17 protein-coding genes are annotated in these 12078 nt (G+C 43.9%); 10 read left to right on the top strand and 7 right to left on the bottom strand.

Translation table 11 applies throughout. The features are described 5' to 3' along the window. Positions 1–208 precede the first annotated feature (208 nt). The 5 genes from TH606_RS01125 (at position 209) to TH606_RS01145 (ending at position 3692) form a co-directional block, all read left to right on the top strand. Positions 209–778 carry a NifB/NifX family molybdenum-iron cluster-binding protein gene (locus TH606_RS01125; RefSeq protein ID WP_068540756.1) on the top strand — a complete coding sequence of 190 codons (570 nt, stop codon included), beginning with the start codon at positions 209–211 and terminating at the stop codon, positions 776–778. A gap of 5 nt (positions 779–783) precedes the next feature. Then, on the top strand, positions 784–1617 hold the full coding sequence (locus tag TH606_RS01130; protein ID WP_068540758.1) for an ATP-binding protein: 834 nt from the start codon (positions 784–786) through the stop codon (positions 1615–1617). Next, positions 1614–2471, top strand: a complete 858-nt coding sequence (locus TH606_RS01135) for an ATP-binding protein (RefSeq protein ID WP_068540761.1) — start codon at positions 1614–1616, stop codon at positions 2469–2471. Before TH606_RS01130 ends, TH606_RS01135 begins: the two co-directional genes overlap by 4 nt. A gap of 10 nt (positions 2472–2481) precedes the next feature. Next, positions 2482–2850 (top strand): NifB/NifX family molybdenum-iron cluster-binding protein, encoded by a 369-nt coding sequence (locus tag TH606_RS01140; RefSeq protein ID WP_068540763.1) that lies wholly within the window; start codon positions 2482–2484, stop codon positions 2848–2850. Between the two features lie 68 nt (positions 2851–2918). Then, the gene (locus TH606_RS01145; RefSeq protein WP_197460476.1) at positions 2919–3692 is read left to right on the top strand and encodes an ABC transporter substrate-binding protein; all 774 of its coding nucleotides are present in this window, start codon (positions 2919–2921) and stop codon (positions 3690–3692) included. On the opposite strand, the gene TH606_RS01150 is transcribed toward TH606_RS01145, so the two are convergent. The 3 genes from TH606_RS01150 to TH606_RS01160 all read right to left on the bottom strand — a co-directional run bounded on the left by TH606_RS01150 (position 3674) and on the right by TH606_RS01160 (position 6433). After that, positions 3674–4441 carry an ABC transporter ATP-binding protein gene (locus TH606_RS01150; protein ID WP_068540767.1) on the bottom strand — a complete coding sequence of 256 codons (768 nt, stop codon included), beginning with the start codon at positions 4439–4441 and terminating at the stop codon, positions 3674–3676. The genes TH606_RS01145 and TH606_RS01150 overlap by 19 nt on opposite strands. Beyond that, a complete protein-coding gene (locus TH606_RS01155; RefSeq protein ID WP_068540769.1) occupies positions 4428–5402 on the bottom strand; it encodes a FecCD family ABC transporter permease in 975 nt (324 codons plus the stop codon). Before TH606_RS01155 ends, TH606_RS01150 begins: the two co-directional genes overlap by 14 nt. A gap of 104 nt (positions 5403–5506) precedes the next feature. Continuing rightward, positions 5507–6433 carry a transposase gene (locus tag TH606_RS01160; protein WP_068540772.1) on the bottom strand — a complete coding sequence of 309 codons (927 nt, stop codon included), beginning with the start codon at positions 6431–6433 and terminating at the stop codon, positions 5507–5509. A gap of 195 nt (positions 6434–6628) precedes the next feature. On the opposite strand from TH606_RS01160, the gene TH606_RS01165 reads away from it, so the two are divergent. From TH606_RS01165 to TH606_RS11970, 5 genes are all read left to right on the top strand, one after another. Then, positions 6629–7711: a 3-isopropylmalate dehydrogenase gene (locus tag TH606_RS01165; RefSeq protein ID WP_068540775.1), complete on the top strand. Its 1083-nt coding sequence runs from the start codon at positions 6629–6631 to the stop codon at positions 7709–7711. After that, a complete protein-coding gene (gene thiC, locus TH606_RS01170; protein ID WP_068540777.1) occupies positions 7711–9012 on the top strand; it encodes a phosphomethylpyrimidine synthase ThiC in 1302 nt (433 codons plus the stop codon). Before TH606_RS01165 ends, thiC begins: the two co-directional genes overlap by 1 nt. Next, positions 9009–9182: a hypothetical protein gene (locus TH606_RS11450; protein WP_157627821.1), complete on the top strand. Its 174-nt coding sequence runs from the start codon at positions 9009–9011 to the stop codon at positions 9180–9182. Before thiC ends, TH606_RS11450 begins: the two co-directional genes overlap by 4 nt. A 118-nt stretch (positions 9183–9300) precedes the next feature. Continuing rightward, positions 9301–9456: a hypothetical protein gene (locus tag TH606_RS11455; protein WP_157627822.1), complete on the top strand. Its 156-nt coding sequence runs from the start codon at positions 9301–9303 to the stop codon at positions 9454–9456. A gap of 134 nt (positions 9457–9590) precedes the next feature. Next, on the top strand, positions 9591–9722 hold the full coding sequence (locus tag TH606_RS11970) for a hypothetical protein (RefSeq protein WP_269451035.1): 132 nt from the start codon (positions 9591–9593) through the stop codon (positions 9720–9722). 406 nt (positions 9723–10128) lie between these two features. Here the strand turns inward: TH606_RS11970 and TH606_RS01175 are convergent, their stop codons facing one another. Genes TH606_RS01175 through TH606_RS01185 form a run of 4 tightly spaced genes read right to left on the bottom strand, consistent with a single transcriptional unit; the run spans position 10129 to position 11927 of the window. After that, entirely contained in the window at positions 10129–10554 is a 426-nt protein-coding gene (locus tag TH606_RS01175; RefSeq protein ID WP_068540779.1) for a universal stress protein, read from the bottom strand. Between the two features lie 45 nt (positions 10555–10599). Beyond that, positions 10600–10956: a hypothetical protein gene (locus TH606_RS11615; protein ID WP_197460477.1), complete on the bottom strand. Its 357-nt coding sequence runs from the start codon at positions 10954–10956 to the stop codon at positions 10600–10602. A gap of 19 nt (positions 10957–10975) precedes the next feature. After that, positions 10976–11716 carry a sulfite exporter TauE/SafE family protein gene (locus TH606_RS01180; protein WP_197460478.1) on the bottom strand — a complete coding sequence of 247 codons (741 nt, stop codon included), beginning with the start codon at positions 11714–11716 and terminating at the stop codon, positions 10976–10978. A gap of 49 nt (positions 11717–11765) precedes the next feature. Further along, positions 11766–11927: a hypothetical protein gene (locus TH606_RS01185; protein ID WP_231887717.1), complete on the bottom strand. Its 162-nt coding sequence runs from the start codon at positions 11925–11927 to the stop codon at positions 11766–11768. Between the last annotated feature and the right edge of the window lie 151 nt (positions 11928–12078).

The raw sequence follows: 12078 nt of genomic DNA on the forward strand, positions 1-12078 counted from the left end.
CATTTTTGGCTTGACCGATTCGAAATATTTTTGCCTGTCCCCATTTTTTCCGGCATTTTTTCCGGGAAATATTTTCCCGGTAGGAAAAAATTTCCTAGCGCCTAAAAAGAAAAGGGACAGGCAAAATATTCTCTAAAAATTGAAATTCCTTCTTGAAATTGTTTTTCAGAAGCGTTAGAGTTTAAACAAACATTAAGGAGGAAAATTTATGAAAATAGCTCTTACGGCCCAAGGGCCAACACTTGATTCACCATTTGACATGCATTTTGGCAGAGCTCCTTACTTCATCATTTTTGATGCTAACACTGGGGAGTGGCAGGCGGTAGAAAACCAGGCAGCCATGTCCCCTCAGGGCGCAGGCATTGCCGCGGCTAACTTCCTGGCTGAAAACGGTATAGAAGTTTTAGTCACCGGCCAGTGCGGGCCCAAAGCCTTTGCCGTTTTAAACGCTGCAGGAATTAAAGTTGCCCAGGTTCAAGCTGGCACCGTAAAAGAAGCCCTTGAGGCCTTTAAAGAAGGAAGCGTCTCTTACTTAGAAGCTCCCTCAGTAGAAGCCCACTTTGGTGGTGGAGCTCCTGGCCTTGGCAAAGTTACAGGCGCTGGTATGGGCCGCGGTATGGGAGGTGGTTTCGGCGGCGGAGGTGGCCGAGGCATGGGTGGTGGTCGTGGCTGTGGTGGTCGTGGCCAGGGTGGCGGCCGAGGGCAAGGCGGCTGTGGTGGTCGTGGCCAGGGTGGTGGTGCCTGCCGCCGCGGAGGAAAAGGTCGTGGTGGATTCTAAGAGCCATGATTATTGCGGTAGCCAGCGGAAAAGGCGGAACAGGTAAAACTACGGTTTCAGTTGCTCTTACTGAAGCACTTTCTGCCAGGCTCCTTGACGCTGATGTTGAGGAGCCAAACGCTCATCTTTTTTTACGGCCGAAAATAGAAGAAGAAACCCCCGTTTACCGCATGGTTCCAAAAGTTGACGAAAGCCTCTGCAGCTTTTGTGGTGAATGTAAAAAGATATGCCGTTTCAACGCCATAACCGTCTTTCCAGGGACAGTTCTCGTCTTCCCTGAACTTTGTCACGGCTGTTATGGATGTCTTGAAGTTTGCCCGGAAAAATGCATTACCGAAGCACAAGTCCCGCTTGGAAAAATTCTTGCTGGTAAAGCCAAAGAGATCTTTTTAGCCTATGGCGAATTAAAAGTAGGAGAGGCCATGGCCTCTCCTTTAATTAAGGAACTTAAAAAGCGTTATCTAGACCCTCAAGGGCTAAACATTATAGACTGTCCTCCAGGTACGGCCTGCCCTGTGCTCACCGCTGTCCACGGAGTGGATTTCTGCTTACTGGTAACCGAACCAACTCCCTTTGGCCTGCACGACTTAAAACAGGCGGTTTGTGCCTTTGAAACCATGGGAATCCCTATGGGAGTGGTGATAAACCGGGCTCGTGAACCTTATGGCCCTCTTCACGAATTTTTAAAAGAAAAGAAGATTCCGGTATTGCTTGAAATTCCAGAAGAAAGAGCTATCGCCGAAGCCTATGCCCAGGGGAAGACCCTGCTACAGGCTAAACCAGAAATGAAAAAAGATTTTGAGAATTTATACACGCAAATAACAGAGGCCCTGACATGAAAGAGATATTAGTTCTTAGCGGAAAAGGAGGGACAGGCAAAACCACAGTCTGTGCCTCTTTAGCGGTGCTACTTGAAGAGAATAAAGTTCTGGCTGATGCCGATGTTGACGCTGCCAATCTGGCCTTATTCCTGAGGGCTAAAAAAATAGACGAAGAAGGTTTTAAATCAGGCTGGGAGCCGATAAAAAACGAAGAGCTCTGCACCTCCTGCGGTATTTGCCTTGAAAAGTGCCGTTTTGGCGCCGTGCGTGAAGACTTTACCTTTGACCCGTTTTTATGTGAAGGTTGTGGAGTATGTGCCTGGTTCTGCCCGGAAGAGGCCATTACCATGGAAGAAAAAGAAGTGGGAAAACTCCTGTATTCTGACACAGATTATGGGCCTTTAGTTCACGCAGAGCTTTACCCTGGTGAAGAAAATTCAGGGAAATTGGTAATTGGTGTCAAAAGAAAGGCCCAGGAAATAGCCAAACAAAAAGGAGCAAACTTAATCCTGATAGACGGCTCCCCTGGGGTAGGCTGCCCGGTTATAGCTTCTCTTTCAGGAGTTAGTGCTGTGCTTATGGTCACTGAACCTACTATCGCCGGGTTGCATGACCTAGAAAGACTCAAAGGCCTTTTAGATCACTTTTCTATTTCAGGCTACCTCATCGTTAACAAAGCTGATTTAAACCCTGAGATAACCCAAAAATTACTGGGTGAAGAAACAGGCTTTAAGCCTTTAGGTTCCGTTCCTTATGACCCAGATGTTTATGGCGCTATCCACGCCGCTACCCCTTTGCCTGAATACTCCAGTGGGCCAGCGGTTACGGCCTTAAAAGAAATAAGCCAAAAAGTGAAAAAATTGATTTTATAGGAGGGTTAAAATGAAAATAGCTGTACCCATTGAAGGTGAAATGATTGCTGAACACTTTGGCCATGCGCCCCAGTTTGCCATTTATACCGTAGAAGGAGATACCTTAAAGAAGGAACTTTTAGTTCCACCACCCCATGAGCCAGGAGTTATTCCCCAGTGGCTCTCAAGCCTTGGAGTTGATTGTATTCTTTGCGGCATGCTCGGGCACCGAGCCGTGGCCTTCTTTGAAGAATTTGGTATAAAAATTGTCTCTGGTGTTCCTCCTATGCCTGCTGATGAGGCCGTCGCCCAGTTTCTGGCTGGCACTCTAAGAGTCACCCCAAGGTTTTGCGGTGGTGGGCATGGCCACGGCTGTGGAGGCCACGGACACAGACTTTAAAACTATTCAGGGACAGGCAAATTTGATTTTGCCTGTCCTTTAAAACAATGAAAAAAGTCATTCTTTTTTTGAGCATTGTTTTATGGTTATGGGCGGGAGAAGCCCACGCCTTAAGAATCGTTGTTCTTTATCCAGGGGTAAGCCCTATTCTTAAGGCCTTAGGAATAGAAAAAGAAGTGGTGGGAACAACCCGCCATGACCACTTATTTCCTCAAGCTATAAAAGTTGGTTCACATTTGCGCCCTAATCTTGAATTAGTCAAAGTCCTACGCCCTGATATTTTAATAGTTGGTTCAAGAAGGGCCTTTCCAGATGAGCTAACCAAACGTTTTAAAGCCAAAGTTTACCGTTATGACCCGCACACCTTAAAGGAAATCTTAAAAAGCATAAAAGAACTTGGCTCCCTCCTTGGAAAAGAAAAAGAAGCTCAAAAATTAGTGGCTAAACTTTCTACTAAACTTAAAAAAGTGAAGTCTCTACCGTATAAACCGAAGGTTATATACGAAGTTACCAGCTTACCCTTAAAAGTGGCCGGGCAAAAAAGCGTTGTCACTGATATAATCCGCGCGGCTGGAGGCATAAACCCGGTTAAAGCCCGCAGAAAACACGTGCTCATTTCCCCAGAAAAGATATTAGCCCTTTCCCCTGATTTTTATTTGTACCAAGAAGGCCCTATGAATCGTAATCCCACTCCTCCTGAAAAGCGGCCATATTTTAAGGGCTTGTCCGCCGTGGTAATAAAAGTTCCTGAGTTTGAATTTGCCAGGCCGGGCTTAAGCTCTTTTGAGGCGACAATTAAACTTAATCGCCTCTTTTGGAAGTATTATCGCCCCACCAAATAAATACCTTGAAAATTCTTATCCTCAGGACGCAGGATTTTAGTTGGAAGGCCTACCAGGCGGGTTAAAAAGCTTTCAGTAACTTTTTCCGGCGGAAAATCTCCGATAAGGGTGCCATTTTCTAGGAAAAGAAGGCGGTCAAAATACCTTAAGGCTAGACTCAAGTCATGCACCACCACCAAAATAAGGGCATTAAGTTTTTCTACGTATAAGCGCCAAAATTGCATTATTTTTTGCTGATGAAGAAGATCAATACCTGCCAAGGGCTCATCTAAAAAAAGAATTTGAGCCTTGCGGTTTAAGGCTCTGGCCAGAAGCACCCTCCTTTTTTCCCCCCCTGAAAGCTGAGGAAAGGGCCTATCTTTAAAAGATATTAGCTCAAGGGCATCAAGAATTTCTTCGGTGGCCTTAAGGTCTTCAGAGCGATAGTTTTTACTGTCGGTTAGCGGGAAGCGCCCGGTTAAAACCACATAGAAAACATCAAAAGGCAGGCCCAGACGGCCTTCCTGAGGCAAATAAGAAATAAGCTGATATTTTTCTTTAGCTACTATTTTGTTAAAATCAAGACCATTCAGATAGTAAGTACCATGATAGGGAATAAGGCCTGTCAGGGCCTTTAGTAAAGTAGTTTTACCACTTCCATTGCGGCCACAAATAGCCACCAGCTCACCAGAAGAAAGACTAAGGTTCCCTATCTTCAGGGAGAAACTCCCCTTTTTCGCCTGAAAATGCCTGAGACTAATCAAGTTCATAAAGGCTTTTCCGCCTTTTTACCAAAAGGTATAAGAAGAAAAGGCCTCCTATGGTGGAGGTCAGAATACCCACAGGCAGTTCTTCTCCCCTTGGTAGTACACTTCGGCTCAAAAGGTCTGCTAAAACCATAAAAATAGCACCTGAAAGTACTCCGGTAAAAATTAACTTTTGAGCCTGGGTAAATCCCAAAAGCCGTAAAATATGAGGGACTATTAAACCTACAAAGCCAATAATGCCTGCAAAGGCTACGGAAAAGGTGGTTAACATAGCCCCATAAAAAAGCAATTCCCGTCTCAAACGATAGATAGGTACACCGCTTGAAATAGCCGTGGCTTCATCAAAGCTTATGAGGTCAAGCATAAGGGCCTGTCCATAGAGACGAAAAGTTATTAGCAGTAAAACGCCTGTAAGAAGAACAACTTTTCCATAAGAGGCGTTCTGAAAGCCCCCCATTAACCAAAAAACTATAGAAGAAACCGAATCATCGCTAAGATACTTAAGAAGGCTAATGGTAGCTGAAGAAAAAGTGCTAATAACTATCCCCGCCAAAAGCATGGTTATGGGAAGGAGTCTTCCCTGATAAGAAGCTATACGATAAACAATGGCCAACCCCAAAAGGGTAAAACCAAGGGCAAAAGGTAACAATAAAAAGGTAAGCCCTAAAAAAATAGCCATAACAGCCCCTAGGGCTGCTGAAGCCGAGGCTCCGGTGGTAAAAGAGTCAGCCAGAGGATTTTGCATCACAAATTGAAAAAGAATGCCGCTTAACACCAGCGCTCCGCCTACCAGGGCAGCAAGAAACACCCGCGGCACCCGCACATGAAAGAATATATCTTTTTCAACAGGAGAAAGATTAAAAAAATTGAGTTTAACTGCTCCGTGAGTTAAAGCGAGAATAATTGCACCCAAAAACCCCAGGGAAAGGAGCAAGTAAACGAAAGTGGACCTTTTGCTTCCCATGCAGCCACCAAACTTTGACTGTTTTACTTATAAGTATTACCACTTCTTTATATCAAGAACTTAGTTCCTGGTTCCATTCGCTTGGGGTAAATCTTCAGGAGACTTTACAAGAAAACCATCTCCTTTTCTACATCAGGCAGCTTTGTTATTTTTTTGTTTCTTTTTGCCTTTATGGGGCCGTCTTTTCTGGGACTTTTTAAAGCGTCTCTTTTGAACCTGAGAAGTCCTCTCAGCTTTTGAGCAGCCTCTTCCACAAAACCCCTGCTCCCTATGACCAAGCTCTCAGTAAAACACCTGACTCTTTGCCTAAAAATTTCGCCTGTCCCTCTTTCTGACTCTCCTAATCCGCCCTTCCTGTAAACAAACTCCCGCAACAACTCAAGTTTTTCTTTTTCAGACTTGTTTTCCCAGCTGGTAAGCCCAAGGTTTAGCGAAAGGAAATTTTTGCCTGTCCCTTTTCTTGACCTGTATCCTTTTCTTGACCTGTATCCTAGCGAGCACCAGCGATAATCTTCCGGCTTTTCCACTATTCCTGCACGCACCGGGTTTAGCTCTATGTAGGCCAGGCAGTTGAGAAGCGCCTCGCCAGTTTCAATGATTACGGACTTGAACCTGTCCGCCCAGAAGTAGCCTTTGCGGTCAACTCGTTTGTTATACCAGCGCGAAAATCTTTGCTTTATATCTTGTACGTAGCGAGAGAGATTTCCGAGCCTTGCCCGCCACTTTTGGATTAGCTCTTCGTAAAAGAAGATTTTGCGTTTTGGACCGTAATAGAGCCTGATGCGCTGTTTTACTTCTTCGTCAGAGAACTGGTCTTCAGGGAGCATGCGGCAGAGTAGGTGGAAGTGATTGCCCATGATGGCAAAGCCGTAAACTTCAACGAAATAGACCTGGGAGAGCCAGCGGATGAGGTTAAGCAGGTAGTCTTTTTCTTCAGGGCCAAGGATATTGTGGCCGAGAAGAGCGGTGCGGGAAATGACGTGATAAGCCGCTTTTGGGTCATTCATAAAGAAACGAGGGATACGTGGCATAGCAAAACCTCCTTGCAAGAAAATTTGCCTGTCCCTATTATCGGCTAGATTTTGGCCAGAATTAAAAAGTTTGCCTGTCCCTTTTCTGAGCCTGAAGCCTGACAGAAATCCTATGGCAATCTTTCATCTAAAACCTTGAATAATTTCTTTTCTGCTACTAAAAAGAAAAGCAAGAGCAAAAACGGAGGAGGAGCTATGGCTCAGGAGAAAACTTATAAAATTGCCGTTATCCCTGGCGACGGGACCGGCCCGGAAGTAATTCGTGAAGGAGTTAAGGTCCTTGACGCTGCCGCTGAAAGATTCGGCTTCAAACTTTCCTACAATTATTTTGACTGGGGTGGAGAGCGCTACTTAAAAACAGGTGATACTATACCTAAAGGTGGCATTGACGAGCTTCGCAAACACGACGCCATCTACCTTGGCGCTATAGGACATCCTGATGTTACCCCTGGCATTCTTGAAAAAGAAATACTTTTACGCATTCGCTTTGAGCTTGACCAATACATAAACTTGCGCCCGGTAAAACTTTATCCCGGTGTCTGGACTCCTATAAAAGATAAAGGGCCCGAAGATATTGATTTTGTAGTGGTGCGTGAAAACACTGAAGGCCTTTATGCTGGCGGAGGAGGTTTCCTCAGAAAAGGAACCCCCCAGGAAGTAGCTATTCAGGAATCAATAAATACCCGTTTCGGCGTGGAACGCTGCCTTCGCTACGCCTTTGAATTTTGCCGCAAGCGTAACAAGAAAAAGACCCTGACTCTGGTTGGAAAAACTAACGTTCTTACTTACGCCTGGAACCTCTGGGAACGCACTTTTTACGAAGTGGCCAAGGAATATCCTGACATAAAAACCGACTACGCCCACGTTGACGCCACCTGTATGTGGTTTGTGAAAAACCCCGAGTGGTTTGATGTCATCGTTACCGACAACATGTTCGGAGACATCATCACCGACCTTGGGGCCATCATTCAGGGGGGTATGGGTATTGCCGCTGGCGGCAATATTAATCCTGAAGGCGTTTCCATGTTTGAACCTATCGGTGGCTCTGCCCCCAAATACACTGGCAAAAATGTCATAAATCCCTTGGCGGCTATTTGTGCCGGCATGATGATGCTTGAACATCTTGGCGAAGAAGAAGCGGCCCGCGCTATTGAAAACGCGGTTATCAAAGTCTGCCGTGATCACTTAAAAAGCCTTTCTGCCGGTAAAATGGGCTACTCTACCAGCGAAGTGGGCGACCTTGTGGCCAACTACACCAAAGAAGGAGTAGAACTTTAATGACTGAACTAGAAATAGCTAAGGCCGGGCAAATAAGCCCGGCTGTGAAAAATATAGCTCAGGAGGAAGGGGTTTCCCCGGAGGTTTTACGCCAAAAAGTATCTTCAGGCGAGGTAGTCATTATCAAGGCCCGTCAGAGTGGAAAGGCCGTTGGCGTTGGGAGTATTTTAAGAACTAAAGTCAATGCCTCAATTGGGACATCGAGCCTCGTATGTGACCTTGAGTTTGAAAAAAGAAAAGCCCGCCTGGCTGAAGAGACCGGGGCTGATACCCTGATGGAGCTCTCGGCAGCAGGTGACATAGACCAAATCCGCCGTGAAATCATTAACACCGTTTCTTTGCCAGTAGGAAATGTCCCCCTTTACCAGGCTTTTTGTGAAACCATCCGCAAATATCAAGACCCTACTAAGCTAGACCCGGAGTATCTATTTGACCTCATAGAAAGACAATGTGCCGATGGCATTGCCTTTATGGCCATTCATTGCGGCATAAACCTTTTTACCATGGAACGCCTGAAAAAACAGGGGTATCGCTATGGAGGCCTGGTTTCCAAAGGCGGGAGCCTCATGGCCCAGTGGATGGTCAAAAACAATCGCGAAAATCCGCTTTACGAACAATTTGACCGTCTTTTAGGGATATTAAAAAAATATGACACCGTACTTTCACTTGGAAATGGCTTAAGAGCAGGAGCTATCCACGATTCTCTTGACCGGGCTCAGATAGCCGAACTCTTAATAAACTGCGAGCTCGCCGAGCTGGCACGTGAAGCCGGCTGTCAGGTTATGGTAGAAGGACCTGGACACGTCCCACTGGACGAAATTGAAGCCTCGGTTCTCCTGGCAAAAAAAATGTCTGGCGGAGCCCCTTATTACATGCTTGGCCCACTTCCTTCAGATGTGGGCGCCCCTTTTGACCACATAACCGCGGCTATCGGAGCCGCTATTTCAGCTAAGGCCGGAGCCGACCTTATTTGTTATGTAACCCCAGCTGAACACTTATCTCTTCCTAACGAAGAAGACGTGGTTATTGGAGTAAAGGCTGCACGGCTGGCAGTTCATGTGGGAGACATAGTTAAAAGACGAGGGGTGGCTGACTTAAAAGATAAACAGGCAAGCAAGGACCGCCGTGATCTTAAATGGAACAAGGTTTTTGAAAGCTTGCTTTTTCCAGAAGATGCCAGGCGCCTGGTAGAAGAAAGAAAGTCTCTTGAGAAAAGACGCTGTTCCATGTGCGGAGACCTCTGTGCCCTGGAACAGGCAGAGCTTGTTTTTAAAGACTACCTTCGGGAAAATAAAAAATGAAATTTAAAGACTGGCTGGACTTAATTCCAGAAGAAATAGTTTCCCGAGGAAAAAAGCTAAGAAAAGATGTCTTAGAATTATCTCGTAAAGACGGCCAGATAACCGCCAGGGTTAAAGGAAGCTATAATCCCTATTACCAGGTGAAAATTAAACTAAGCGGTAGCTCTTGAAGCATTTGAGCCAGAGTCAGCGCCTAAAGGCACAAAAAAGAAAAAGGGCAAGATAGAAAGCGCTTTAGAAATAGTAAAAAAGCTTACGGAAGAAGAACTCAGAGCGCTCTTAAAGGAAATGGCTGCTAATGATAAATTTACAAGAGATTTACTCCTGGCGCGTTTCCAGCATCTGGTTTCTCAAGGGCCTTTTTCCATTGAAGCTAAATACAACACCATCGTGAAAAATATTATTCAGGGGTTACAAAAAGCAGGGTCATATTGGCTATTTTGAATGCCTGGACTTAGGCAATAGCCTTGAGACCTTATTAAACACTGGAGAAAACCTATTAAAAAAAGGCCATCTGGAAGAAGCATTTAGCATTGCCAAAGCGATTTCGAGTAACTGGGTTCAGGCCCTAAAACTATATGGATGACTCTGGTGGAAGCACCGGTGTAGTCGTAACTGGAGCTTTAGACTTGCTGGCTAATGTTTTTAAGGCTGGTAAAAAGGAAGTCTTTGATTTTCTGCTAAAAGAAATAAAAAAAACGAAAGTATAAAGCCTTTGGGATTGACTATGATATTGCCAAGCCCCTTACAGAAATAGCTGATTCTAAAGAAAAGGCTGAGAAAGTCTTTAAACTTATTGAAAAATTTGAATATAATCACACACTTAAAGCTAAAATTTTAGAAAGATTCTTTCCTGAAGAATACGAAAAATTCGTCTGGGACGAAAACAATTTAAGAGAAACATGGAAAATCCATTTTGAAAAACTAAAAGAGAAAAACGAGCTGGAGGAAGCTTTACGCTATCTTGACTATGTGCTTTCAAATCGTAAGCTTTCTACCTATTAAAAGATAGATGTTCTTAAAGCCTAAGCCAAGCTCCTTGAAGAAATGAACTGCCCTGAAGAAGCCCTTGAAATTTACTTAAAGCTTTTTGAGCTTACTAATAAAGTTTCTATATTATTCTTTTACCACTAATACAGGGCAGGGGGCTTCAGAAAGAACTCTTTCTGTACAACTGCCAATTAAAAACTTTTCTATACTACCTCGGCCGTGACTTCCCATAACAATTAAATCACAGTTTAGATTTTTAACGGCTTCTACAATTTTTTCCCACGGTTTACCTTCCATTATACGAAATGAAGGAGAAATATTTTTAGATTCAGCCATCTTTCTAGCTTTTTCAAAATATTTTTGGGCTTCTTCTTCAAAAGCCTTTTTTACTGATTTTAAGTTAAATAAATCTATAAATTCTCCTCCTTTAGGAATAACGTATAATATTATCAACTTAGCTTTGTATTGGTCGGCCAAATCTATTGCTCTTTCAACAGCCTTAAAACTTATATCTGAACCATCAATTGGAACTAATATAGATTTGTAAGCCATAAAAGCCTCCTTTAAAAACTTCGGGGGTAACGCCCCCGAAGTTTTTTAGATAGCCTTTTCTGACACCTTAACCAAACCGTATTTTTTTACCAGACGCTGTTTTTCCAGGTGTCCCTTGAATGTCCAATAGAAGATAAGTATCGTGGCTACCCCTCCACTGCCAAACAGAAAGAGCTTACTTCCCATTTCAAACATCTTTAAAGCATTATCGGAAAGTGTAATAATATTTAAATTGTGTAGATATTCAGGGATAGCAAGCGCTCTTGAGACACAGCACAAGAGAATCAAAATAGCGGTAACCATACGAATGTAAAGTTCTTTTACCAGGGTAGTTCCTATAGCCCCAAAATAAATTCCTACAAGAGAACCGGCATAGAGTAAAAAGGTCAAACGCAAATCCACAAAGCCTGCTAGCGCGTAGTTAAAGGCCCCCCCAAGCTCCCATAAACATAGCCAAAAACAATTCAGTCCCAGCAGCGACTACCGTAGGGACTCCGAAAACATAAATCATAGCCGGCACGCCAATGAAGCCACCTACCCCAATGGTACCAGCCATATAACCTACCGCTGTTCCTACAAAAAGAACCACCCAAAGAGATATTTTTACTCCAGCCACTGGAAAGTTAATCATAGGGGGAATGCGAAGTTTTTTAGAAAGATTTAGGAGAAATTCAGATGGGCCTACCGCTACCCCTTTAGCTGTACGCCAGGCGTCACGGAACATAGAAGAACCGATAATACTCAAGGTGAGGACAAAGAAAGTGCTTACATATAAGCTAGAACCCGCTTTGCCAAGGTGATGGAAAAAATAACCATTTACCCAAACGGCTAACTTAATCCCTATTAAGGCTGTTATTAATAAGAAAATAGCTAACTTTTTATCCACATGGCCCATCTCACCATGTTTGCGAGAGCCCATCATAGCTTTACCAAACTTGTGAGTAATGTTAGCCCCCACAGCCATAACACCCGGAACACCTAGGTTCATCATCCCTGGTGTCATAAGAAAGGCCCCACCTGAGCCAATAAAACCTGAAAGTGTTCCTCCCATAAAACCTAATAGAGCTACCCATAAATAATTTAAAGGATCTGATGAAAGAATTTGGGTAATTATTTCTAACTGCTCTGGGGTTACATGCCCGGTTACTGGTCCGCCTGCCATTTTTATCCTCCTTAATTTTCTTTATTTTTGAGTGACTTTAATTTTTACTTTAGTGTCCACCACCAGCAGACTTTTCTAAGCCTAAAAGCTTGGGAAGACATTCAGCGAAACTGCCATAAATGTAAGCGTGAATTGGAACAGTGGCTAAAACAGCTATAGCCCCTAAAAAAGTTCCGGTCATATAAATTTTATAGTTTAGTTTTTCTATCATAGGGAAAAAGCCAAAATAACTGAGTGCAGAAAGTGCTCCGTAAAAACCCATTCTTGCCAATATTTTCTTTTTAGATGTTTTATCCTGTGGTAATAAAGTTTTAATAGATAGTACGGGGCATCTGGTAGTATTTCAGTAATTGTGTCCGAAA

This window comes from Thermodesulfatator autotrophicus (assembly GCF_001642325.1).
Taxonomy (GTDB): domain Bacteria; phylum Desulfobacterota; class Thermodesulfobacteria; order Thermodesulfobacteriales; family Thermodesulfatatoraceae; genus Thermodesulfatator; species Thermodesulfatator autotrophicus.